This window comes from Micromonospora sp. NPDC049201, from assembly GCF_055586805.1.
In genome coordinates this window covers 220,442-241,359 of record NZ_JBVJHM010000007.1, presented here as the reverse complement: position 1 = coordinate 241,359, position 20,918 = coordinate 220,442, and the positions used below count along the sequence as shown (strand labels likewise).

Here is a 20,918-nt window from a genome sequence, read left to right as displayed (position 1 = left end):
ACGGGCCCGGGACCGCGCGGTCCCGGGCTCCCTCGTCGTACCCCTGGCGGGTCAGCGACCGCCGCGGGCCTTACGGGTGGCGGTGTTGTTCGCCTTCTCGATCGCCTTCACCAGCTCCGGCTTGGTCATCCGGGAGCGGCCCCGCACGTCGAGCTTCTTCGCCACCGACATGAGGTGGTCCTTGGTGGCGTTGGCGTCCACCCCGCCGGCCGTGGGCGCGCGCCGGGCCGGGCCGCCGCCGGCGGCCTGCTTGTCGCTCGGCCCCTTGCGGCCCTTGGCCTCCCAGTGGTCGCCCACCTTCTCGTACTCGTGTTTGACCGCGGCGAAGGCGACGCGGTGCGCGCGTTCCCCCTCGCCGTACGTCTCGACCGCCGAGTCGTGCGTCTTCTCCCAGGTCCGCTGCGCCTTGGCCGGGGACCGTCTCAACGTGCTGGGCAACACCTCGCGCCCGGGCATCTCGTCCACCTCCGTCTCGATCGGGTGTCAGGTGTCGTTCCCTCCGGTCCGGGGGACAAACCGGTGCACGGTTTGTCGATTTCCACCGTGGGGTACCGCCCGGCCACGCCCCGGTGGCGCACCCGGCGCGTGGAGGAGGCGGTCATGACGGCGACGACACCACCCACTGTCGACGGCGCGGCCCGCGCCCGCTTCCCCCGCCGGATGCGCCAGCTCGACTGGCGCACCTGGCGGGGCGTGCTGATGCGCAGCGGCCAGGGCTTCGTCAAGGACAACTGCGCCGACTGGGCCGCCGCGCTCACCTACTACGGGGTGCTGGCGCTCTTTCCGTCCACGATCGTGGTGGTGGCCCTGGTCGGGCTGGTCTCCGACGGCCCGCGCACGGTGGACACCGTGATCGACCTGGCCCGGGAGATCGGTGCCGGCTCGGTCGTCGGCAACGACGCGTTCGTCGGCGTGGTGCGCACCGTGGTCGAGCAGCAGGGCCCGGCGAAGGCGCTGCTGAGCTTCGGTCTGCTCGGCGCGCTCTGGTCCGCGTCCGGCTTCATCGGCGCGTTCACCCGGGCCTCCAACGCGATCTACGGGGTCCAGGAGGGCCGGCCGTTCTACCGGCTCCGCCCGCTCCAGATCGGCATGGCGGCGGTGACCATGCTGCTGCTGGCGGTGGTGGCCACCGGGCTGATCGTCAGCGGCCCGGTCACCGACGCGGTGGGCGACCGGCTGCACGCCGGCGGCCTGGCCCGGACCACCTGGTCGGTGACGAAGTGGCCGCTGCTCGCGCTGGTCGCGATGACGTTGCTGTCGCTGCTGTTCTGGATCGCGCCGAACGTGCGGCAGCCGCGCTTCCGCTGGCTCACCCCGGGCGGCGGGCTGGCGCTGCTGGCCTGGGTGCTGGCGTCCTTCGGTTTCGGCCTCTACGTGGCGAACTTCGGCTCGTACGACGTCACCTACGGCAGTCTCGGCGCGGTGATCGCGTTCCTGGTCTGGCTCTACCTGTCGAACTGCGCGCTGATGCTCGGTGTGCAGGTAAACGCGGAGTTGCAGCGGGGCCGGGCGATACAGGCCGGCGTCGAGGACCCGACGGAGCCGGTGCTGCCGCCCCGCGCGCCGGCCGACTCCTGACACCGCACGCCCGGTTGCGGGCCGGATGACCGGCCCGCCGGACCGGCTCCGGTTTACCGGCGGTCCCCCGGGGCATCACTGAGGGCATGGAACGTGGCAGCAGCAAGCACTCGCCCAGGGTCGACGACCAGATGAGCAGCGAGGTCAGCGGCCTGGTCCAGGGTCCGGGCACGGGTGGTGCCCGGGTCGACGAGTTCCGCCAGGCCGAGCCGTCCGGCGAGGACCAGCCGGAGGCCACCACGGCGCCGGCCGGCGACCTGCGCACCGGCTCCCCGCAGGGGATGAGTTCCACGGACGTGGAGGCGCGCAGCCGGCTCGGTCGGTTCATCGGCATGGCGGCGCTGCCCGGCGACCGCGACACGCTGGTGGCCAACGCCCGGGAGAACGAGGCGCCGGCGGACATCGTCGCCGCCCTGGAGGGCCTGCCGGACGACACGCGTTACCAGACGGTTTCCGAGGTGTGGGCCGCACTCGGGCACAGGAACGAGACGACGCGCTGGTGAGCGGACCGGCCCACGGTTCGCGACAGCACACCGGCGGAACAGGAGGAACCCCGACATGAGCGGCGTAATGGAACACGTGGATGTGGACGTCCCGATCCGGACCGCGTACGACCAGTGGACCCAGTTCGAGGAGTTCCCGCACTTCATGGAGGGCGTGCAGGAGGTCCGGCAGCTCTCCGACACGATGACGCACTGGACCGTGGAGATCGCCGGCGTGAAGCGTGAGTTCGACGCCGAGATCACCGAGCAGCTCCCGGACGAGCGGGTGGCGTGGCGGTCCACCGGCGGCACCCAGCAGGCCGGTGTGGTGACCTTCCACCGCCTCGACGAGGGGCACACCCGGGTCACGTTGCAGATGGAGTTCGAGCCGCACGGCGTGGTCGAGCAGGCCGGCGACAAGCTGGGCGTGGTGGACCGCCGGGCCAAGGGCGACCTGGCGCGGTTCAAGCAGTTCATCGAGCGGCGCGGTCAGGAGACCGGCGCCTGGCGCGGCGCGGTCGACCGCCCCACCCCCTGAGCGTCTCCCCCGCACGAACCCCGATGGCCGCCGGCTCCGCCGGCGGCCATCGCCGTGCCCGTGGACCGTTTGCGATCATCCGGCCCGGGTACCGCAGGGGAATGACCGACAACGACCGCCAGTGGCGCGACGAGGACCGCACTCCCCTGCACGAGCTGGACCAGGCGATCGCCCGGTCGACGCTGGACGGCCAGGCCGACGACGCCACCGGGAACGACGCCGGTGAGGAGGCCGCGTTCGGCCACGGTCCGGAGGCGGTGGACCGGGGCGCCGGCGCGGAGGCCGAGCGCCGGGAGATGACCGACGCGGATCGGGCGTACCGGCCGTCCACCACCGGCCGGACCGGACCGGACAGCATCTGAGCACCCCGGTTCCGGGCACCGTCGAGTGCCCGGAACCGGGAACGCGCATCGACCGAAGCGACAAGAATTATCGTACGGACGGCCGGGAAAACGGACAGCGCATCCAGAATCGGCCGAACGGCTGGCAGCACTCCGGGTCCGGCGCGTAAGAATTTCGGAATGGATCAGGGCTCCGCTTTCCTCTCCAATCGTCAGCGCCGCCTCGCCTGGCTGGGCTTCCTGCTCGCCGCCGTCCAGGCTCCCGTGGCGGCGAAGTTCAGCGACGACAGCTCCTGGCTGTTCAGCGTGGTGGTCGCCTTGATGGTCGCGACCGTGATCATCGCCGACGACGGCGCCCGGCGCCGCCGCCCGGCGCAGGCCCGCTCCTTCGACTGATCACCGTTCGGCCGGGCGCGCCTCGTGCCCCGGCCGCCCCCGGCTGCGGCGTCGCTCCTTCATCTCCGCCTCGTAGAGGTGCCGCCGGCCGCCCACCAGTTCGTCCCGGGCCTGCCGGTCCACCTCCCGGAAGAGCGCGTGGTAGCCGTCGTCGAAGTCCTCGACGATCTGGAACGTCCACCGACCCGCGATCACGTTGCGGCCGAGCAGGTCCCGGTCGATCCGCTCGGCGATGGTCGGGTGGCCGGCGGAGCGGAACCGCTCCACCGCCTCGTCCAGCATCAGATCGGCGTGGCCGATGAGCTGGTGCAGCTCGTAGAGGTGGCCGCGGGCCCGCTCGACGCACTCCAGCGCCTCACCGAGCTTGCCCAGCGCCTCGACCGTGGCGTCACTCACCCCGTCCGGCCGGCGGTGCGCCCGGTCCGGTCCGTCGACCTGCTGTCCCATCGTGTGCCTCCGCGGACTCGGCTGCGTCGTCTGCGTGGTTCCCTTCTGCCCCGCCGCGGGCGGCTCAATCCCCGGGGACGAGGCGGTCGGGTCGCCCGGACGAGCCCGGGCATCGTCCGGTCGGCCGAGGCCGCCCCGGTCCGCGCGGGGCTAGCCTCGGTCCCCATGCGCGTGCCGAACAACCGGGTCGCGACCCCGTCCGCGGCGGTGGCCGCACGGTCGACCCTCACCACGCTCACCGCCGCCGTCGGCACCGCCGGCCTGGCCGCGGCCCGGCTGAACCCCGGGCTGCTCGCCGAGGTCGACCAGCACGCCGCCGGGGTACGCGACAGCCTGCACGGTGACCGCCGACCGCTGACCGTGGCGGCGCTCGCCGGGTACGCCGAAGGGCTGCGGGAGGCGGCGTCCGAGCACGGCTGGACACCGCCGGTCGGGCCGGTCGACTGGTCGGCGCCGGGCTGGCTGCTCACCCGGCTGCTCGCGGTCTGCCTGCTGGCCCGCGCGCTGGACCCGCGCCACCTGGCCTGAGACACGGCGCGGGGCGTCCGCGATCGCCCCGCGGACACCCCGTCACCCGTGCTGCCGTCAGCCGCCCGGCCGACGGAACTGCTGCGTCTCGTCGCCCCGCTCGCCGGAGCGGTACGTGCCCGCGCCCGACATGGACGACTGCGGTCCGGTCGGGGCCGGCTGTCCGCCCCGGTCGGCCATCCGCCGCTCGTAGTCGCCGCGGCCGGTCTGCTGCCCCTGCCGCTGCTGCTGGAACGCCCGGGACTCCTCCGAGACCCGGTCCAGCCAGCCGTCCCAGCGGTTCTGCATCGGCTTGATCAGACCACCGCCGACACCGACGATCAGGATTCCCGCCACCGTGGCGAGGAACGCGACGAGCACCGGCGTGGTCACCGTGGTGGCGATGCCCACCTGGTTCAGCGCCGCGATGACACCGAGCGCCAGGATGAAGAACGCCGCCACGTCGGCCAGGATCCGACCGTACGAGAGCCCGCCGAGCGCCCCGGACACCAGCTGCCGGACGGCGTTGGCGATGGCGGCCGCGATCACCACGATGACGATCGCCACGAAGGCCCGTGGCAGCCAGGACACCACCCCGCGGATCAGGTCGCTGATCGCGTTGGGTCCCCACACCCCGAAGGCGAACTGCAGGGTGAACAACAGGACCGCGTAGTAGGCCAGTCTGGCCAGGATGTCGCTGGCGTCGTACTTGGTGCGTTCCAGGGCGCGCTTGATCCCGCCGCGTTCCACGGCGCGGTCGAACCCGACCCGTTCCAGTGCCGCGTCCACGATTTTGAGTACGGCTCGGGCGATGAGCCAACCCACCACGAGGATCGCGATGAACGCGATGGCCCTCGGTACGAAGAGCAGCACCGACCTCCAGAAGTCGGTCCAGGCCGCACTGATGTCGACCTGGCCGACCGCGAGGGTTTTCGGCATGATGTCCCTCCTGTCGCGTGAACTGCGCCGCCCGCATACCCGTCGCTCTGGGCAGCACGCCGGGCCGGACCGGGGCAATTTCCCGACATGACCCGCCGAACCGGCCCTGACCTGCCCTTAACGTTCGCGCCGACGGTGACCGGCGGCGACGGTGGCCGCATGATCGGAACCCGTCGGCCACCCGCCGGTTAGGCTGCGGTCATGCCAGGCACCGTCGGTCGGATTCCCACGCCGTCCGCCCCCACTCCGGGAGCGGCCGCCCACCCGTGGGCCGGTACGCCGTTGGGCGCTCCGGAGCGCTGGGACCCGGCGGTGCGCGCGGTGGCGGACGTGGTGCTGTCCTCCCCGGTACCGATGGCCCTCCTCCTCGGCGACGACCTGGTCCTGCTCTACAACGACGGCTACGCCGAGTTGATCGGCGACCGGCACCCGGACGCGCTGGGCCGGCCGGCGGCGGAGGTGTTCGCCGAGGTGTGGCGGGAGGCCGGCGCCGGCGAGGCGCTGGCGCGCGTCTACCGGCAGGGCGAGCCGTTCCTGGAGCGCGAGGCGGTGCTGCCGGCCGACCGGCAGGGCGCCGGCCCGGCCGAGCCGGCGGTGTTCACCCGCGGTCACTCCCCGGTCCGGGACTCCACCGGCCGCATCGTCGGCGTGCTCACCGTCTCGGCGCAGACCACCCAGCTCACCCGGCAGTTGCAGAGCCTCAGCGACTTCGCCGCGGCGCTCTCCGGCACGCTCACCCTGGACGACGTGGCCCGGGTGACGTTGCGCTACTGCCTGCACTCGTTCGACGCCGACCGGGTCTCCTTCGTGGTCGACGAGGGCGCCACCTGGCGGCTGGTCCGCCGTATCCGGGGCGAGCTGCTCGACGAGGCCGACGAGCGGCTGCCGCCGTTGTGGCGGCGGATGAGCGCCGACGCGGCGATGCCGGCGGTGGTCACCGCGCGCAGCGGCGTGCCCTCGTTCACCGCCGACGGGCAGCCGTTGCGCGACGTCGCGGTGGACCGGCACGACGAGAAGATCCGGGCGCTCGCCGCGCTGCCGCTGCGCTCGACCGTGGTCCGGGGCGCGCTCACCGTGGGCTACCAGGCGCCACGCCCCTGGTCACCGGCGGAACGGGCGCTGCTCGCCGCGTCCGCGGAGCTGATCGGCCAGGCCGCCGAGCGGGCCCGCCGCTTCGAGACCCAGCACGGCACCGCCCAGTTGCTGCAACGCAGCATGCTGCCGGAGCAACTGCCCGACCTGCCCCGGTTGCGCATCGCGGCCCGCTACGAGCCGGGCGTCGACGGCAACGCCGCCGGCGGCGACTTCTACGACGCGTTCCTGCTGCCCACCGGCGCGCTCGGCGTGGTGCTGGGCGACGTGGCCGGGCACGACGTGCAGGCCGCCGCCCGGATGGGTCAGGTCCGCGCCGCGCTGCGCGCGCTCGCCCTGTCCGATCCCCGGCCGGACGCGGTGCTCGGCGGTCTGGACCGGCTGGTGGCGAGCCTGGGCGTCGAGGGCGGCACGCACGAGCTGTTCGTCACCGTCGTGTTCGGGGTGGTCGACGCCGACCGGGAGCTTGTCACGCTGGCCAGCGCCGGCCATCCCGCGCCGCTGATCCGGCGCGGCCGGACGGACGCCGGCCCGGCCGCGGAGTTCGTCGAGGTGCCGCCCGGCCCACCGCTGGGCCTCGGTGGCGTCCCGCGCACGGTCACCGTGCCGTTCCGCCCCGGCGACACGCTGCTGCTCTACAGCGACGGCGTGGTGGAGCGACGCTGGCAGGACCTGGCTTCCGGGCTGGCCGGGCTGGGCGCGGCGGTGAGCGCCGCGAGCGGCAGCGACCCCCGGGCGTTGTGCGCGGTCGCGACCGCCGCCGTGCCGGGCGCCACCGAGGACGACGTGGCCGTGCTGGCGGTGGAGCACGCGGTCCGGCCCAGCCGGTCGGCCGGCATGGAGGTGCCGGCCGAGCCGACCGCGCCGAGCCGGGTCCGGCACTGGCTGACCGCCCAGCTCACCGAGTGGCAGGTGCCCGAGGCGGTGGTCGGCGCGGCGGTGCTCTGCACCAGCGAGCTGACCACCAACGCGCTGCTGCACGCCGGCACCGCCGCCCGGGTCGAGATCGACCTGAGCGCCGAGCGGCTGCTGGTGTCGGTCGCCGACTCGGGCACCCGGGGGCAGGTCACCCGCGCCCAGACCGACACGTTGAGCAGCCGTGGCCGCGGGCTCGGCCTGATCGAGGAGCTGAGCGACGCGTGGGGCACCGACCCGACCGTACGCGGCTCGACGGTCTGGTTCGAGATCCTCATTCCGGCCGGGTGAGCCGCGCGTCGCCCGCGTCCGTCCCGGGTAGGAGGCACGCCATGACCGACGACACGCGCCACGGCGTCCTCTTCGACGTCGACGGGACCCTGATCGACTCCACCTACCTGCACGCGGTGAGCTGGTGGGAGGCACTGCGCCAGGCCGACCACCGGGTGCCGATGGCGCGGATCCACCGGTCCATCGGCATGGGCTCGGACAAGCTCCTCGACCACCTGCTCGGCGCCGAACGGGACACCGACGCCGACGGGCGTCTGCGCGACGCGCACGACGCGCTCTACGCGGAGTACTGGGAGCGGCTCGCGCCGCTGCCCCGGGCCCGGGAGCTGTTGCACGCCTGCGCGGACCGGGGCCTGCGGGTGGTGCTCGCCACCTCGGCGGCCGAGCACGAGGTGGCCGTGCTGCGCGCCGCGCTGGACGCCGACGACGTGATCGACACGGTCACCTCCTCGGCCGACGCGAAGGAGAGCAAGCCCGCCCCCGACATCCTGGCCGCCGCGCTGGAACAGTCGGGGTTGGCCGCCGAGCGGGTGGTGTTCGTCGGCGACTCGGTCTGGGACGTCGCCGCGGCCGGCAAGCTGGACATCCCCTGCATCGGCCTGACCTGCGGCGGCACCGGCCGGGCGGAGCTGGCGGGCGCCGGCGCGGTGGCGGTGTACGAGGACCCCGCCGAGTTGCTACACGAGCTGCCGGACAGCGCGATCGGTTCCCTCGGCTGAGCCACCGGTCAACACCACTGCGTCGAAAGGCTTAGCCGGCACCGGTTCGGGGCACTGCTGACCACCTCCGCCCGGCCGCCGGGCGGCCGAAGGGTGGGGTCGTGGAACCGGTCGATGTCGCGTTCGCTCTGCTGGGCGTCGGTGCGCTGCTGGCGGGCATCCTGCCCCGGGTGCTGGAGAAACGCCCACTGTCGATGCCGATCGCGTTCCTCGGGCTCGGCATGCTGGTCTTCGCGCTGCCGACCGGGTTGCCGACACCGGACCCGCTGCGCTCGCCGGAGCTGACCACCCACCTCACCGAGGTGGGGGTGATCGTCGCCCTGATGGGTGCCGGTCTGAAGATCGACCGGCCGCTGAGCTGGGCCCGCTGGTCGTCGACCTGGCGGCTGCTGGCCATCGCCATGCCGCTGTGCATCGCCGCGGTGGCGCTGCTCGGCTGGTGGTGGGCCGGCCTGGTGCCGGCGGCGGCGCTGCTGCTCGGGGCGGCGCTCGCGCCGACCGACCCGGTGCTCGCCTCCGACGTGCAGGTGGGTGAGCCGACCGACGTGGAGGACTCCGAGGACGAGGTGCGCTTCGCGCTCACCTCGGAGGCCGGCCTGAACGACGGGCTGGCCTTCCCGTTCGTCTACGCCGCCATCGCGATCGCCAGCACCAGCCTCGCCCCGTCGGACTGGTTGGCCGAGTGGGTGGCCGTCGACGTGGTCTACAAGCTCGCCGCCGGTGTGGGCGGGGGCCTGCTGGTCGGCTGGCTGCTCGGCAAGCTGTTCTTCCGAGCCCCGAGCACGCTGCGGCTGGCCAAGCACTCCGAGGGGTTCCTCGCGCTGGCCGCCACGTTCCTCGCGTACGGGCTGGTCGAGGTGATCGGCGGGTACGGCTTCCTGGCGGTCTTCGTGGCCGCCCGGGCGATCCGGGCCGCCGAGCGCACCAGCGAGTTCCACTCCGTGCTGCACGACTTCGCGGAGCAGGTGGAACGGCTGCTCACCGTGCTGTTGCTGCTGCTGTTCGGGGGCGCGGTGATCGGTGGGCTGCTGACGCCGCTCACCTGGCCGGCGGCGCTGGTCGGGCTGGGCCTGGTGCTGGTGATCCGACCGCTGGTCGGCTGGCTCTCGCTGCGCGGCGCGCCGGGCCGGCCGGCCGAGCACTGGGTGATCTCGGCGTTCGGCATCCGCGGCGTCGGCTCGTTCTACTACCTGGCGTACGCCACCAGCAAGACGGACTTCCCGCAGGCGGAGTTGCTCTGGGCCACCGTCGGCCTGGTGGTGGTGGTCTCGGTGGTGGTCCACGGGGTCGCCGCGACGCCGGTCATGCAGCTACTGGACCGGGCGGGCGACCGCACCCGGGACAGCACCGAGACCGGTGCGGGCAAGGAGCCGGTGCCGGCCGGCTGAACGATTCCCGGCGGCCGGCGGGTCAGTTCCCGCGCAGCCGGGCGGCCAACGCCCGACCGAGATCGTGGCCGGACCGCCAGGCGCTCTGCACCCGTGGCCGGCCGAACGCGTCGCCGGCCAGGCCGATCCCGTCGTCGTCCAGGTGGAACGGGCCGTCCGCGCCGGTCGCCACCGGCCGGGCGTACGTCCAGCGGTGGACGTGGGTCGACAGGGCCGGCTCGGGCAGCCCGAGCAGGTCCCGGACGGCCTGTTCGATCTCCGGCCGGGCGGCGGTCGGTTGCAGCAGGTGGCCGGCGGCGAACGCCGGCGTGGTGTGCGCGACCAGCACCGGGGCGCCGTCGCCACGCCGGTCGCCGTCGTCGCAGACCAGGCTCAGCACCGGGTGGTCGTTGACGAACGCGCCCCGGAAGTCGGACCAGCGGCGGGACGGGAAGTGCAGCACCGCGGAGAGCGTGGACGACCAGCGTTGGGTCGCCACCGCGCGGGTGGCCGTCTCCAGCGCCGGGTCGAGCAGCAGGGCGGCCTGCGGGCCCGGCATGGCGAGCACCACCGCCTCGGCGGCCCGGCCGTCCACCCGGGGTCCCGGCTCGACCATCATGATCAGCCGGTCGTGCGTGACCGGCAGGTCGGCGGCCAGGTGTTCGACGAGCGAGCGCAGCCCGCGGGGGGCGGCCCAGCGCATCGGGCCGGTCACCTGCTCCCGGCCGCGCGGCCCGTACGCGACGAGCGTGTCGGTCCACTCCCGGACCAGCCCGGCGGCCTGCCAGCCGGCGACCACGGCGGCGAAGTCCGGGTCGTCGACGGTGAAGTAGGCGGCGCCCAGGTCGGCGGGACGACCGTCGAAGCGCCTGCTGGCCATTCGCCCACCGGTCACCCGGGCGCGTTCGCGCACCTCGACCGGGATGCCGGCCCGAGCCAGCTCGGTCGCGCACGCCACCCCGGCGATGCCCGCGCCGACCACCACCACACCCGCCCGGTCCGCTGTCATCGGTTGATCGTAGGTGCCGGCCGGCATGAACCCGCCGGCACGGGGGTAATGGCACATCCGTTCGAGAAAGGGTGATCATCATGGCCGACCGCGCCAACGACCGCACCACCGTGAACGTGAACCCGGACGCCGCCGTCAAGGACCCGGACGACTGGGTGACCGGCGACGAGCCGCCCACCGCGGCCCAGGAGTCCTACCTGCACACCCTGGCCCAGGAGGCGGGCGAGCCGGTGCCGGAGGGGCTGACCAAGGCGGAGGCGTCCCGACGGATCGACGAGCTCCAGGCGGAGACCGGCCGGGGGCGCTGAGTCCGGCGATCAGCGCGGGGGGAGGCGGTGCAGCTCGACGCGGTCGAGCCGCCCCGCCGCCACCCTGGCGGTCAGGTAGGTCGCGTACGGCTGGGCCCGCCGGTCGGTGGGCGAGCCGGGGTTGAGCAGCCGCAACCCGCCCGGCGCGACGGTGTCCCAGGGGATGTGCGAGTGGCCGAAGACCAGTAGGTCACAGTCGCGGTACGCGGCGGCGCACCGCTCCTCCCGCCGGGTCTTCGGCCCGGTCTCGTGCACCACCGCGACCCTGAGCCCGGCCAGCTCGACGCGGGCCACCTCGGGCAGCCGGGCCCGCAACGCCGGCCCGTCGTTGTTGCCGTACACGCCGACCAGCCGGCGCGACCGGGCCTCGAGCGCGTCCAGCAGCGCCTCGTCCACCCAGTCCCCCGCGTGCACCACCACGTCGGCGGCGTCCACCGCCGCCCAGAGCGGTTCCGGCAGGTCCCGCGCCCGCTTCGGCACGTGCGTGTCCGCCATGACGACCAACTTCACCGCGCCATCCTCCCGCACCCGGCGCGGCGGCGCCGCTCAGGCGCCCTGGCCCTGGTTCTGCATCAGGCCGCCGTCCATGAAGTACGTCGACCCGGTCACGTAGTCGGCGTCGGCGCTGGCCAGGAACACCGCCAGCTTCGCGATCTCGGCCGGCTCGGCGGCCCGCTTCCACGGGATGCTCTGCACCTGCTCGTGCAGGTAATTCGGGTCGTCGATGGCCTCCTGGTTGAACGGGGTGAGCACCATCCCGGGCCCGATGTTGTTGACGTTCATGCGCATCGGGGCGACCTCCAGCGCCAGGCTCTTGGCCAGTTCCAGCATGCCGCCCTTGCTGGCGTCGTAGTCCGCGCCGCCGGCCCGGGCCACCTCCTGGTGTATCGAGGTGATGTTGATGATCTTCCCGCCGCCGCCGACGTCCCGGCGGTGCCGGACGAACCGCCGGCAGCAGAAGAACATGCCGTAGAGGTTGGTGCGGATGCACCGGTCCCAGGTCTCGGTGTCCAGGTCGGCGACCGGGATGCCGGAGGCGTCCACGCCGGCGTCGTTCATCAGCACGTCCAGCCTGTCGAACTCGGCCAGTGCCTCGTCGAACATCGCGTCGACCTGGTGCTCGACGCTGATGTCGCCCTGCACCACCACGGCCCGCCCGCCGGCCGACTCGATCTCGGCCCGGGTGTGGTTGGCCCCGGCGTGGTCGTGCAGGTAGTGCACCACCACGTCGGCGCCCTCCCGGCCGAACTCGATGGCGGTGGCCTGGCCGATGCCCGAGTCCGAGCCGGTGATCAGGGCGGTCTTGCCCGCCAGCCGTCCGGTCATCCGCGTGCTCCCTCCGTGCGGGCCGCGCCGGTCGGCACGGCCGGTCGGTCGTGCGCGAACCGCGCGGCGGCCTCGGTGATCCGGCCGGCGGCGTTGATCAGGCCGATGTGCGAGAACGCCTGCGGGAAGTTCCCGAGCTGCTCGCCGGTGACCTGGTCGATCTGCTCGGCGTACAGGCCGAGGTCGTTCGTGCGCGCGGCGAGCTGCTCGAACAACCGTCGGGCCCGGTCCAGCTCGCCCACCTCGGCCAGGCAACCGGCCAGCCAGAACGAGCAGATCACGAAGCCGGCCGGGTCACCGTCCCAGCGCCGCAGCAGGCCGTTGTGGGACAGCCGCCGCTCGATCACGTCCACCGTGGCGCGCATCCGCGGGTCGTCCGCCGGCAGGAACCCGACAAGCGGCATGATCAGCACCGAGGCGTCCAGGTCGTCGGAGTCGAACGCGCCGGTGTACGCGCCGACCCGCGCGTTCCAGCCCCGGGTGAGCACCGCCGCCCGGACCTCGTCCCGGGCCGCCGCCCAGCGGGTCACGTCGGCCGGGTCGCCGAGCCGCGGCCCGAACCGGACCGCCCGGTCCAGCGCGGTCCAGCACTGCACCTTGGACGAGACGTAGTGCCGCTCGGCGTCGCGCGCCTCCCACATCCCGGCGTCCGGCCGGTGCCAGTCGCGTACCGCCTGGTCGGCGAGCGTGCGGAGCAGGTGGCGCACGTCGGGTGACATCGGGTCGAGGTAGTGCCGCATCAGCCAGGCCGCGTCGAGCACCTCGCCCAGCACGTCGTTCTGCCGCTGCCGCCAGGCGTCGTTGCCGACCAGCACCGGCCGGCTGCCGGCGTACCCGGCGAGGTGGTCGAGGTCGTGCTCGGTCAGGTCCCGCTCCCCCTCGACCCCGTACATGATCGGGGCGGGGGCGTCGCCGAGCCGGCCCATCGCCCGGGCCACCCAGGTGAACTGCCGGTCCGCCTCGTCCGGGCAGGCGGCCCGCCAGAGCGCCTGGAGCGTCAGGCTGAAGTCGCGGAGCCAGACGAAACGGTAGTCGTAGTTTCGGTCCCCGCCGAGCTGTTCCGGCAGCGCGGTGGTGGCCGCCGCGACGACCGCGCCGCTCGGCCCGTAGGTCATCCCCTGCACCACGAGCGCGCTGCGCCGGACCAGGTCGCGGTACTCCCCCCGGTAGTCGTGCAGCTCGGCCCAGGACCGCCAGCCGGCGACCGTCCCGGCCACCACCTCGGCGGCGTCGGGCAGCGTCGGCGTCCCACCGGCGTACGTCGGGGCGTACCCGAGGGTGAAGTGGTGGGCGCTGCCGGCGCGGGCGGTGAACCGCCCGACGGCGGTCCCGTCGACGAACGTCAGGTCCACGTCGGCGCGCAGCTCCAGCCGGCACGCCCCGGCGGTGGCCACCACCACCCCGTCGCGCTCGGTGAGGTAGGCGCCGACCCGGCCGTACTCGAACCGCGGCGCGTAGTCCACCCACATCGGCACCTCGCCGTCGATCCCCTCGACCAGCCGCGCGAGCACCCGCGGCGACCGCAGCCCGACGTCGTGCCCCCGCGCGCCGGGCTCCAGCGCCAACGCGTCGGTGACCGCCACCGTCCCGGTCGGCGTGGTGAAGACGGTACGCAGCACCAACGCGTCGTCCAGGTAGGACCGGGTGCTGGTGAACTCGCCCTCCGGATGGATGGCCCAGTGCCCGGCGTCGTCGTCCAGCAGCCGCCCGAAGACCGACGGCCCGTCGAACCGGGCCGGACACCACCAGTTGACCGCGCCGGCGGTGTCCACCAGGGCGGCGCTGCGCCCGTCGGCGAGAAAGCCGTGCTCACTGATCCGTCCGGTCCGCACGTCACGGGCTACCCGGCCTCGCCGTCACCATGCCTCGCCGGATCGGCGCGGGCCGGCGCGTTACCGCTCGCCGGTGTCGGGAACGCGGCGGGTTGACGAAGGAGGATGCTCATGACCAGACCCTCGACTCCGACCGCGGCCTGGCGACCCGGGATGCCGGGCAGCGACAACCTCCCGTCCGGCCCGGGCGGTCGCCCGACGCCGCCGAGCGGGGACGGGCACGGGCCGCAGGCCGGCCCGCCGACCGTCACGATCGGCTCGTACCCGGACTATCCGGCCGCCCAACGCGTGGTGGACTATCTGGCCGACAACCGGTTCCCGGTGGAACGGACGTCGATCGTCGGCACCAACCTGACGCTTGTGGAGACCGTGATGGGGCGACTCACCACGGGTCGGGCGGCGCTGTTGGGCGCCGGCACCGGCGCCTGGTTCGGCCTGTTCATCGGGTTGCTCTTCGGCATCTTCACGGCCGGCAACTGGTTGGCGGTGATCCTGGTCGGGCTGGTGATCGGCGCGATCTGGGGCGCCGTGTTCGGCGCGGTCGCGCACGCCATGAGCGGTGGACAGCGCGACTTCACCTCGGCCAGCTCGCTGCGGGCCAGCCAGTACGCGGTCACCGTGGACGCGGAGCTGGCGGAGCAGGCCCGGCAGATGCTCGGCCGGATGCACCTGACGCCTACCGGGGCCACCGCCCGCTGAGGCGGCCGGCGGCCAGGCGCGGGAGGGTCCCGGTCGGGGCCCTCCCGTGCCGCGTCAGTCGTGGTACGCCCGCTCCCCGGCGCGCAGCGGCACGTCGAGGCGGTTCTCCGGCGGGGCGAGCGGGCAGGCCCACCTGTCGTCGTAGGCGCAACTCGGGTTGTAGAGGTAGTTGGCGTCCAGCCGGACCCGGTTGCCGGGCAGCACGGTCAGGCCCCGCCCGAACGTGCCCTTCACCGTGTCGGTCAGGTACCGCCCGCCGCCGTACGATCCGTCGCCGCAGCTCGCGTCGCGCAGCGGCACGAACAGCCCGCCCCCGTACGCGTCGATCCACCACAGGGTGAGCGGCCCCCAGGGTGTCTCGGCGACCGCCACCCGGCGGTAGTCGACCACCCCGTCGGGCCCGCCGGTGTCGATGCTCAGCGCGCCGGTGGCGGGTCGCAACGGCGCCTGCACCACGGCGGCCGGGTCCGGCGGGTACCAGCGCAGTCCGGTGAAGCCGGCCCGGTCGGCGGGTGGCACCGGGCTGCTCGGATGGCTGCGGAACAGCTCGTCCCGGGCGGCCCGGAACCCGCCCAGGTCGAGGTCGGACAGGTAGAGCCCGGCCACCCGCTCCCGCCAGTCGAGCACGTCGAGGTCATCCATCCCCCGACCCTAGCCGGGCGGTCGCTTCAAATTTCGACCGATCGACTTCCTACGGACGGGACTGTGCTGGCGGCCACGTCGAAGGCACTTGTTTAAATTTTAAATAGTGCTACCTTTGCGGCATGACGGAGAGCCTGGACGCGGAGCGGATGGCCTGCTGGCGGGCCTACATCGAGTCGAGCCAGCGGCTGTTCACCCAGCTGGAGGACGACCTGCGCGCGGCCCGCGAGCTGAGCTTCGCCGACTACCACGTGCTGGTGCTGCTCTCCGAGGCGCCCGGGCAGCGGCTGCGCATGGGTGAGCTGGCCGACCGGCTGGTGTTCTCCCCGAGCCGGCTGACCTACCAGGTCACCTCGATGCAGAAGCGCGGGCTGGTGGCCAAGGAGTCCTGTCCGGCCGACCGGCGCGGCAGCGAGGCCGTGCTCACCGCGGCCGGCCTGCTGGCCCTGCGCGAGGCCGCGCCGCACCACCTCCGCTCCGTGCGCGCCCACCTGATCGACGACCTCGACGACGCCGAGGTCGCCTGCCTCACCCGGGTCTTCGAGCGGCTCGGCCGGCGCCTGCGCGCCGACCGCGTCGCGTCGTCCACCCCGGCCGACAAGTAAAGGAGCCCGTGATGCCCGCGATCACCGTCGACGACGTCCTCGTCCTGCCCCGCCTGCCGAAGCTCGACGAATCCACCAGCTACCGCCCGGTCCGCCGGGTCACCACCGCGCCCAGCGGCTACGAGGGCGAGGGCTTCCCGGTCCGCCGCGCCTTCGCCGGGGTCTCCATGACCGATCTCGACCCGTTCATCCACCTCGACCAGATGGGCGAGGTGGACTACGCGCCGGGTGAGCCGAAGGGCACCTCGTGGCATCCGCACCGGGGCTTCGAGACGGTGACCTACATGATCGACGGGATCATGGACCACCAGGACTCGACGGGTGGCGGCGGCACCATCACCGACGGCGACACCCAGTGGATGACGGCCGGCAGCGGCCTGCTCCACATCGAGGCGCCGCCGGAGCAGCTGGTGATGAGCGGCGGCCTGTTCCACGGTCTCCAGCTCTGGGTCAACCTGCCCCGGGTGGCCAAGATGAGCGCGCCGCGCTACCAGGACATCCGCGGCCGGGAGTCGGCGCTGCTCACCACGCCCGACGGCGGCGGCCTGATCCGGGTGATCGCCGGCGAGATCGCCGGGCACCGGGGGCCGGGCTCGACCCACACGCCGATCACCATCGCGCACGTGACGTTGCAGCCCGGGGCCGAGCTGAGCCTGCCCTGGCGGCCGGACTTCAACGCGCTCGTCTACGTGCTGGCCGGCCGGGGCACGGTCGGCACCGACCGGCAGCCGATCCACCTGGGTCAGCTCGCCGTGCACGGGCCCGGCGACGCGCTGCGGATCACCGCCGACCGGACGCAGGACGGCAACACCCCGGCGCTGGAGCTCTACCTGATGGGCGGCCAGCCGATCCGCGAGCCGGTGGCGCACTACGGTCCGTTCGTGATGAACACCCGGGCCGAGCTGATCCAGGCGGTCGAGGACTTCCAGGCCGGCCGGCTCGGGGTGATCCCGACCGGGCGGTTGCCGCACAGCGACGGTCAGGGCGACCGCCCCTGACCGGGCGGTCAGCGGCACGGCCCCGCTCGGGCGCTCCGGTTCGCCGGGGCGCCCGGCGCGGCTCAGGAGACGGCGAAGATCCCGGCCACCCCGAGGATCACCATCAACAGGACCGCCACCAGCGCACCCCGCTCCCCCTCCACCGCCTGGTCGCGGCCGTCGGTCACGGTGTTCGTCGTCTCGGCGGGCATGTCTGTGCCTCCTTGGGTTTCGCGATCCAGGGGTCCGGGGTACCCCAGGCCCGTACCGCCGCCGACCTGCTGCGTCGTGGTGCGGGGCCCGTCCGGGGGTCCTACCGTGTCAGGACTGTCGTCGAACTCGGGAGGCTGGAACGTGACCCTGCGGGACTGGTTCCTCACCGCACAGGAACGCGCCAACCCGAAGTCTGAGTTACCCGTCTGGACGGATGGAAACCTCGCCGAGCCGCTGATTCACGGATCCGCGTACTTTGACCGGCTGGTCAGCGAGGTGGAGGCGCTGGGCGACGGCGACCACCTGTTCTTCACCGACTGGCGGGGCGACCCGGACGAACGGATGCGCCCCGACGGGCCGACCGTGGCCCAACTGTTCGCGCGGGCCGCCCAGCGCGGGGTGATCGTCAAGGGGCTGCTCTGGCGCTCCCACCTCGACAGGCTCTCCTACAGCGAGGCGGAGAACCGCGACCTCAGCGAAACGATCCGCGCCGCTGGCGGCGAGGTGCTGCTCGACCAGCGGGTGCGCCGCGGCGGATCGCACCACCAGAAACTGGTCGTGCTGCGCCACCCCGACGAGCCGGAACGTGACATCGCGTTCGCCGGCGGCATCGACCTGTGCCACAGCCGGCGCGACGACGCCACGCACGCCGGCGACCCGCAACCGGTGGGCATGTCCCCCCGGTACGGCCCCACCCCGCCCTGGCACGACGTGCAGCTCGCGGTGCGCGGCCCGGTGGTCGGCGCGTTGGACACCACGTTCCGCGAGCGGTGGACCGACCCGATGCCGTTGGACTCGGAGAACCCGCTGGCCTACCTGCGGGACCGGCTGCGCGGCTCGGACCTCACCCCGGACCCGCTGCCGGAGCAGCCCGCCGACCCGCCGCCCTGCGGTCCGCACCACATCCAGGTGCTGCGCACCTACCCGGCGGTCCGCCCGCGCTACTCCTTCGCCCCGGACGGCGAGCGCACCGTCGCCCGCGGGTACACCAAGGCGGTCCGCCGGGCCCGTCGGCTGATCTACCTGGAGGACCAGTACCTCTGGTCCACCGAGGTGGCCGAGCTGTTCGCCCAGGCGTTGCGCGAGCACCCGGAGCTGCACCTGGTGGCGGTGGTGCCCCGGCACCCGGACGTGGACGGCAAGTGGGCGCTGCCGCCGAACATGGTGGGCCGGGAGCAGGCGCTCTCGCTCTGCCAGCGGGCCGCCCCGGAACGGGTGCACGTCTTCGACGTGGAGAACCACGAGGGCAGCCCGGTCTACGTGCACGCCAAGGTGTGCGTGGTGGACGACGTCTGGGCCAGCGTGGGCAGCGACAACTTCAACCGCCGCTCCTGGACCCACGACAGTGAGCTGTCCTGCGCGGTGCTCGACGACACCCGCGACGAGCGGGCGCCCGTCGACCCGGCCGGCCTCGGCGACGGCGCCCGGGCCTTCGCCCGGGACCTGCGGCTGCGGCTGTGGCGTGAGCACCTGGACCGGGACCCGGACGGGACGCAGGACGACGACCTGCTGGACCCGGCGGACGCGGTGGCGGCGATCACCGCGACGGCGGACGCGTTGGACCGCTGGCACGACGGCGGACGCGTCGGTCCCCGCCCGCCCGGCCGGTTACGGCCGCACCGTCCCGAGCGACTGCCCTGGCGTACGCGGATCTGGGCGCTGCCCGCGTACCGGCTGGTCTACGACCCGGACGGCAGACCGCTGCGGGCCCGACGCGCCGGCACCTGGTGACGTGTGGCCGGCTCGCCCGGCGGACCCGGCCAGGCCGGGTAGGCGAAGGACACCCGGGGCGAGTAGAACCCCCAGCAGACGTCCAGCGGGTTGGCCGGGCGTAACGCGTGGACCGGGTGGTCGGGCGCCAGAAACTCCACCGACTCGACCTCGAACGGCGACACCGGCTCGGCCACGTACGGGTAGTCGGTGACGATCAGCTCCCCGTGGTGGCGGGTGAGGTAGCGGTGGTGGCCGCTGTACGCGTCGGTGCCGGTGTGCCCGACGCGGGCGGTGACCCGGATCAGCGGGCGGTCGCCCACCCAGGTCTCGGCCGTGAGCCACCCGCCCCGCAGGTCGAGCCGGGTCGTCCCGTCGGCGGCCGGGGCGCCGCGCGCGGCGGCGTACTGCCGGACGCGGTCGCTGGAGGCCAGGTAGTGCGTCCACCAGCCACCGGGGGTCTCCCGGTCCGGCGGCTCCATACCCGCCAGGGAGACACCCAGGTAGGTAAGCGAGTAGGCCCCGAAGCCGGAGGTCTGCGTGTCGTCGTCGACCACGTACTGGTTGAGGAAGACCTGCCGCTGCGGATGCGGGCGGAGCCCGGTCGGCACCAGCGCCTCGGCCGCGCCCGGGTCCGCCGGGAGCCAGCTGAACAGCAGCGTCCGGGCGTTGATGACGAGTTGCGGCGCGGCGGGATCGAGCACGGTGCCTCCGTAGACGTGTCCCCACGGACGCTACGGGCGGTCTCATTGGCGGGACAAGGACAGAAAGTCGACACTCCGTCCCGGCGATTCGGGCGGACTATGGCCCGATAAGAACCTTTCCTACCCCGATACACCGTAAGTGCATCGTACTTTCGGCTGGATTTCTGTTAGCCGATCAGGCTAGTGTTGCTCCCGAACGGACTACTTAAACCTAAACCACAGCGTCTCTTCTTTTTCTCCGCGGACGAGGTGCAGGGAGGACCACCATGACCGCCCCGACGACCAAGGCACCCGCGAAGCTCGACCCCCGCTCACTCACCGACAGCGCCGCCAATCTGCTCGACGCGATGGTCGCGCTGCCCCCGAACCACCCCTCGCGGGCCGCCCTGCGCGACCGCGCCATCGAGGCCTGGCTCCCGCTGGCCAACCACCTCGCCCACCGTTACAGCGGCCGGGGCGAGCCCACCGACGACCTGGCACAGACCGCCGCGATCGGGCTGATCAAGGCGATCGACAAGTTCGACCCGTCCCGCGGCGTCGACTTCGCCGGTTACGCCATCCCGACCATCATCGGTGAACTCAAGCGCCACTTCCGCGACCGCACCTGGGACATCCGGGTGCCGCGCCGGCTCCAGGAGCTGCGCCTGGCGATCTCCGACGCCAACAGCACGCTGCTCCAGACGCTCGGCCGGTCGCCGACGGTCGCCGACATCGCCGCTCACCTCAAGGTCACCGAGGAAGAGGTGCTGGAGGGCCTGGAAGGCGCCCGCGCCTACAACGCGGTGTCGCTGTCCACCCCCACCGGTGACGGCGAGCGCGCCACCGAGCTGGGCGACCTGCTCGGCGGCGAGGACGGCGAGTTCGAGCTGGCCGAGATGCGGGTCGCTCTCGGCCCGGCGCTGGCCACGCTCGACCAGCGCGAGCAGCGGATCCTCACACTGCGCTTCTACGGCAACCTGACCCAGTCGCAGATCGCCGAGCAGATCGGCGTCTCGCAGATGCACGTGTCCCGGCTGCTGGCACGGGCGCTGACCAAGCTGCGCGGCCAGCTCCACGGCACGTACTAGCGGCTCTCGGCCGGGTCGGCGGGCCCGGCGCGCGTTCCACCACGGCCCGGTCGGCGATGCGCCGACCGGGCCGTTCCCTACCCACCGGCCCGCCCCGGTCTAGACGTTCCGGCCCGCCGTTCGAGCGCCGTGCCGGCCGCCCGACTCCGACCTGGGCCGGCGGCGGTGTCACCGCAGCCTCGCTTTCGAGCTGAGTCGTCGGTGCTCTCGCCTC

Annotated in this window: 25 protein-coding genes; 15 read left to right on the top strand and 10 right to left on the bottom strand. The window is 73.4% G+C overall.

The window, feature by feature from the left end:
• Positions 1 to 51: 51 nt before the first annotated feature.
• Entirely contained in the window at positions 52 to 456 is a 405-nt protein-coding gene (locus tag ACZ6O5_RS17165) for a ChaB family protein (protein WP_465978204.1), read from the bottom strand.
• Between the two features lie 144 nt (positions 457 to 600).
• Between ACZ6O5_RS17165 and ACZ6O5_RS17160 the strand changes: the two genes are divergently transcribed.
• The 5 genes from ACZ6O5_RS17160 (at position 601) to ACZ6O5_RS17140 (ending at position 3,335) form a co-directional block, all read left to right on the top strand.
• Positions 601 to 1,578, top strand: a complete 978-nt coding sequence (locus ACZ6O5_RS17160) for a YihY/virulence factor BrkB family protein (RefSeq protein ID WP_281939517.1) — start codon at positions 601 to 603, stop codon at positions 1,576 to 1,578.
• Between the two features lie 86 nt (positions 1,579 to 1,664).
• On the top strand, positions 1,665 to 2,081 hold the full coding sequence (locus ACZ6O5_RS17155) for a DUF2795 domain-containing protein (RefSeq protein WP_465978202.1): 417 nt from the start codon (positions 1,665 to 1,667) through the stop codon (positions 2,079 to 2,081).
• Between the two features lie 55 nt (positions 2,082 to 2,136).
• Entirely contained in the window at positions 2,137 to 2,598 is a 462-nt protein-coding gene (locus tag ACZ6O5_RS17150; RefSeq protein ID WP_396770899.1) for an SRPBCC family protein, read from the top strand.
• A gap of 101 nt (positions 2,599 to 2,699) precedes the next feature.
• Positions 2,700 to 2,960, top strand: a complete 261-nt coding sequence (locus tag ACZ6O5_RS17145; RefSeq protein ID WP_107160680.1) for a hypothetical protein — start codon at positions 2,700 to 2,702, stop codon at positions 2,958 to 2,960.
• 159 nt (positions 2,961 to 3,119) lie between these two features.
• Positions 3,120 to 3,335, top strand: a complete 216-nt coding sequence (locus ACZ6O5_RS17140) for a hypothetical protein (RefSeq protein WP_396770897.1) — start codon at positions 3,120 to 3,122, stop codon at positions 3,333 to 3,335.
• Here the strand turns inward: ACZ6O5_RS17140 and ACZ6O5_RS17135 are convergent, their stop codons facing one another.
• On the bottom strand, positions 3,336 to 3,782 hold the full coding sequence (locus ACZ6O5_RS17135) for a hypothetical protein (RefSeq protein WP_465978199.1): 447 nt from the start codon (positions 3,780 to 3,782) through the stop codon (positions 3,336 to 3,338). It abuts the gene before it with no gap.
• 165 nt (positions 3,783 to 3,947) lie between these two features.
• On the opposite strand from ACZ6O5_RS17135, the gene ACZ6O5_RS17130 reads away from it, so the two are divergent.
• The gene (locus ACZ6O5_RS17130; RefSeq protein ID WP_396770893.1) at positions 3,948 to 4,310 is read left to right on the top strand and encodes a DUF6401 family natural product biosynthesis protein; all 363 of its coding nucleotides are present in this window, start codon (positions 3,948 to 3,950) and stop codon (positions 4,308 to 4,310) included.
• A 57-nt stretch (positions 4,311 to 4,367) separates the two neighbouring features.
• Here the strand turns inward: ACZ6O5_RS17130 and ACZ6O5_RS17125 are convergent, their stop codons facing one another.
• Positions 4,368 to 5,228 (bottom strand): membrane protein, encoded by an 861-nt coding sequence (locus ACZ6O5_RS17125; RefSeq protein WP_465978197.1) that lies wholly within the window; start codon positions 5,226 to 5,228, stop codon positions 4,368 to 4,370.
• 201 nt (positions 5,229 to 5,429) lie between these two features.
• On the opposite strand from ACZ6O5_RS17125, the gene ACZ6O5_RS17120 reads away from it, so the two are divergent.
• The 3 genes from ACZ6O5_RS17120 (at position 5,430) to ACZ6O5_RS17110 (ending at position 9,633) form a co-directional block, all read left to right on the top strand.
• Positions 5,430 to 7,526, top strand: a complete 2,097-nt coding sequence (locus ACZ6O5_RS17120) for an ATP-binding SpoIIE family protein phosphatase (protein ID WP_465978195.1) — start codon at positions 5,430 to 5,432, stop codon at positions 7,524 to 7,526.
• Positions 7,527 to 7,567: 41 nt separating this feature from the next.
• A complete protein-coding gene (locus tag ACZ6O5_RS17115; protein WP_465978193.1) occupies positions 7,568 to 8,245 on the top strand; it encodes an HAD family hydrolase in 678 nt (225 codons plus the stop codon).
• Positions 8,246 to 8,346: 101 nt separating this feature from the next.
• Positions 8,347 to 9,633: a cation:proton antiporter gene (locus ACZ6O5_RS17110; RefSeq protein WP_465978192.1), complete on the top strand. Its 1,287-nt coding sequence runs from the start codon at positions 8,347 to 8,349 to the stop codon at positions 9,631 to 9,633.
• Positions 9,634 to 9,655: 22 nt separating this feature from the next.
• Here ACZ6O5_RS17110 and ACZ6O5_RS17105 read toward each other — a convergent pair whose 3' ends face one another.
• Positions 9,656 to 10,600, bottom strand: coding sequence for an NAD(P)/FAD-dependent oxidoreductase (locus ACZ6O5_RS17105; protein ID WP_465978488.1), 945 nt, complete (start codon positions 10,598 to 10,600; stop codon positions 9,656 to 9,658).
• Positions 10,601 to 10,701: 101 nt separating this feature from the next.
• On the opposite strand from ACZ6O5_RS17105, the gene ACZ6O5_RS17100 reads away from it, so the two are divergent.
• Positions 10,702 to 10,929, top strand: coding sequence for a DUF3072 domain-containing protein (locus tag ACZ6O5_RS17100; RefSeq protein WP_465978191.1), 228 nt, complete (start codon positions 10,702 to 10,704; stop codon positions 10,927 to 10,929).
• Positions 10,930 to 10,938: 9 nt separating this feature from the next.
• Here the strand turns inward: ACZ6O5_RS17100 and ACZ6O5_RS17095 are convergent, their stop codons facing one another.
• From ACZ6O5_RS17095 to ACZ6O5_RS17085, 3 genes are read right to left on the bottom strand one after another with little or no spacing between them, the layout of a single operon-like run.
• The gene (locus ACZ6O5_RS17095; protein WP_281939496.1) at positions 10,939 to 11,439 is read right to left on the bottom strand and encodes a metallophosphoesterase family protein; all 501 of its coding nucleotides are present in this window, start codon (positions 11,437 to 11,439) and stop codon (positions 10,939 to 10,941) included.
• 36 nt (positions 11,440 to 11,475) lie between these two features.
• On the bottom strand, positions 11,476 to 12,255 hold the full coding sequence (locus ACZ6O5_RS17090; RefSeq protein WP_465978189.1) for an SDR family oxidoreductase: 780 nt from the start codon (positions 12,253 to 12,255) through the stop codon (positions 11,476 to 11,478).
• Complete coding sequence (locus tag ACZ6O5_RS17085) at positions 12,252 to 14,087, bottom strand: glycoside hydrolase family 15 protein (RefSeq protein ID WP_465978187.1); 1,836 nt, start codon at positions 14,085 to 14,087, stop codon at positions 12,252 to 12,254. The genes ACZ6O5_RS17090 and ACZ6O5_RS17085 overlap by 4 nt, the downstream gene beginning before the upstream one ends.
• 111 nt (positions 14,088 to 14,198) lie before the next feature.
• On the opposite strand from ACZ6O5_RS17085, the gene ACZ6O5_RS17080 reads away from it, so the two are divergent.
• The gene (locus ACZ6O5_RS17080; RefSeq protein WP_465978185.1) at positions 14,199 to 14,786 is read left to right on the top strand and encodes a YflT domain-containing protein; all 588 of its coding nucleotides are present in this window, start codon (positions 14,199 to 14,201) and stop codon (positions 14,784 to 14,786) included.
• A gap of 54 nt (positions 14,787 to 14,840) precedes the next feature.
• Here ACZ6O5_RS17080 and ACZ6O5_RS17075 read toward each other — a convergent pair whose 3' ends face one another.
• Positions 14,841 to 15,428, bottom strand: a complete 588-nt coding sequence (locus ACZ6O5_RS17075; RefSeq protein WP_465978183.1) for a DUF1684 domain-containing protein — start codon at positions 15,426 to 15,428, stop codon at positions 14,841 to 14,843.
• Between the two features lie 122 nt (positions 15,429 to 15,550).
• On the opposite strand from ACZ6O5_RS17075, the gene ACZ6O5_RS17070 reads away from it, so the two are divergent.
• A complete protein-coding gene (locus ACZ6O5_RS17070) occupies positions 15,551 to 16,033 on the top strand; it encodes a MarR family winged helix-turn-helix transcriptional regulator (protein WP_465978181.1) in 483 nt (160 codons plus the stop codon).
• A gap of 11 nt (positions 16,034 to 16,044) precedes the next feature.
• Positions 16,045 to 17,031 (top strand): pirin family protein, encoded by a 987-nt coding sequence (locus ACZ6O5_RS17065; protein ID WP_281939484.1) that lies wholly within the window; start codon positions 16,045 to 16,047, stop codon positions 17,029 to 17,031.
• 62 nt (positions 17,032 to 17,093) lie between these two features.
• Here the strand turns inward: ACZ6O5_RS17065 and ACZ6O5_RS17060 are convergent, their stop codons facing one another.
• Entirely contained in the window at positions 17,094 to 17,222 is a 129-nt protein-coding gene (locus tag ACZ6O5_RS17060) for a hypothetical protein (protein ID WP_255563042.1), read from the bottom strand.
• Between the two features lie 142 nt (positions 17,223 to 17,364).
• On the opposite strand from ACZ6O5_RS17060, the gene ACZ6O5_RS17055 reads away from it, so the two are divergent.
• Positions 17,365 to 18,954 (top strand): phospholipase D family protein, encoded by a 1,590-nt coding sequence (locus ACZ6O5_RS17055; protein ID WP_465978178.1) that lies wholly within the window; start codon positions 17,365 to 17,367, stop codon positions 18,952 to 18,954.
• Here the strand turns inward: ACZ6O5_RS17055 and ACZ6O5_RS17050 are convergent.
• Positions 18,903 to 19,637 (bottom strand): hypothetical protein, encoded by a 735-nt coding sequence (locus ACZ6O5_RS17050; RefSeq protein WP_465978176.1) that lies wholly within the window; start codon positions 19,635 to 19,637, stop codon positions 18,903 to 18,905. The genes ACZ6O5_RS17055 and ACZ6O5_RS17050 overlap by 52 nt on opposite strands.
• 266 nt (positions 19,638 to 19,903) lie before the next feature.
• Between ACZ6O5_RS17050 and ACZ6O5_RS17045 the strand changes: the two genes are divergently transcribed.
• Positions 19,904 to 20,704 carry a SigB/SigF/SigG family RNA polymerase sigma factor gene (locus tag ACZ6O5_RS17045; protein WP_405093493.1) on the top strand — a complete coding sequence of 267 codons (801 nt, stop codon included), beginning with the start codon at positions 19,904 to 19,906 and terminating at the stop codon, positions 20,702 to 20,704.
• Positions 20,705 to 20,918 lie beyond the last annotated feature (214 nt).

What these genes read in the sequence shown, in the direction of transcription:
- ACZ6O5_RS17165 (WP_465978204.1), bottom strand. Translation starts at nt 456, where the DNA reads ATGCCCGGGCGCGAGGTGTTGCCCAGCACGTTGAGACGGTCCCCGGCC.
- ACZ6O5_RS17160 (WP_281939517.1), top strand. Translation starts at nt 601, where the DNA reads ATGACGGCGACGACACCACCCACTGTCGACGGCGCGGCCCGCGCCCGC.
- ACZ6O5_RS17155 (WP_465978202.1), top strand. Translation starts at nt 1,665, where the DNA reads ATGGAACGTGGCAGCAGCAAGCACTCGCCCAGGGTCGACGACCAGATG.
- ACZ6O5_RS17150 (WP_396770899.1), top strand. Translation starts at nt 2,137, where the DNA reads ATGAGCGGCGTAATGGAACACGTGGATGTGGACGTCCCGATCCGGACC.
- ACZ6O5_RS17145 (WP_107160680.1), top strand. Translation starts at nt 2,700, where the DNA reads ATGACCGACAACGACCGCCAGTGGCGCGACGAGGACCGCACTCCCCTG.
- ACZ6O5_RS17140 (WP_396770897.1), top strand. Translation starts at nt 3,120, where the DNA reads ATGGATCAGGGCTCCGCTTTCCTCTCCAATCGTCAGCGCCGCCTCGCC.
- ACZ6O5_RS17135 (WP_465978199.1), bottom strand. Translation starts at nt 3,782, where the DNA reads ATGGGACAGCAGGTCGACGGACCGGACCGGGCGCACCGCCGGCCGGAC.
- ACZ6O5_RS17130 (WP_396770893.1), top strand. Translation starts at nt 3,948, where the DNA reads ATGCGCGTGCCGAACAACCGGGTCGCGACCCCGTCCGCGGCGGTGGCC.
- ACZ6O5_RS17125 (WP_465978197.1), bottom strand. Translation starts at nt 5,228, where the DNA reads ATGCCGAAAACCCTCGCGGTCGGCCAGGTCGACATCAGTGCGGCCTGG.
- ACZ6O5_RS17120 (WP_465978195.1), top strand. Translation starts at nt 5,430, where the DNA reads ATGCCAGGCACCGTCGGTCGGATTCCCACGCCGTCCGCCCCCACTCCG.
- ACZ6O5_RS17115 (WP_465978193.1), top strand. Translation starts at nt 7,568, where the DNA reads ATGACCGACGACACGCGCCACGGCGTCCTCTTCGACGTCGACGGGACC.
- ACZ6O5_RS17100 (WP_465978191.1), top strand. Translation starts at nt 10,702, where the DNA reads ATGGCCGACCGCGCCAACGACCGCACCACCGTGAACGTGAACCCGGAC.
- ACZ6O5_RS17090 (WP_465978189.1), bottom strand. Translation starts at nt 12,255, where the DNA reads ATGACCGGACGGCTGGCGGGCAAGACCGCCCTGATCACCGGCTCGGAC.
- ACZ6O5_RS17080 (WP_465978185.1), top strand. Translation starts at nt 14,199, where the DNA reads ATGACCAGACCCTCGACTCCGACCGCGGCCTGGCGACCCGGGATGCCG.
- ACZ6O5_RS17075 (WP_465978183.1), bottom strand. Translation starts at nt 15,428, where the DNA reads ATGGATGACCTCGACGTGCTCGACTGGCGGGAGCGGGTGGCCGGGCTC.
- ACZ6O5_RS17070 (WP_465978181.1), top strand. Translation starts at nt 15,551, where the DNA reads ATGACGGAGAGCCTGGACGCGGAGCGGATGGCCTGCTGGCGGGCCTAC.
- ACZ6O5_RS17065 (WP_281939484.1), top strand. Translation starts at nt 16,045, where the DNA reads ATGCCCGCGATCACCGTCGACGACGTCCTCGTCCTGCCCCGCCTGCCG.
- ACZ6O5_RS17060 (WP_255563042.1), bottom strand. Translation starts at nt 17,222, where the DNA reads ATGCCCGCCGAGACGACGAACACCGTGACCGACGGCCGCGACCAGGCG.
- ACZ6O5_RS17045 (WP_405093493.1), top strand. Translation starts at nt 19,904, where the DNA reads ATGACCGCCCCGACGACCAAGGCACCCGCGAAGCTCGACCCCCGCTCA.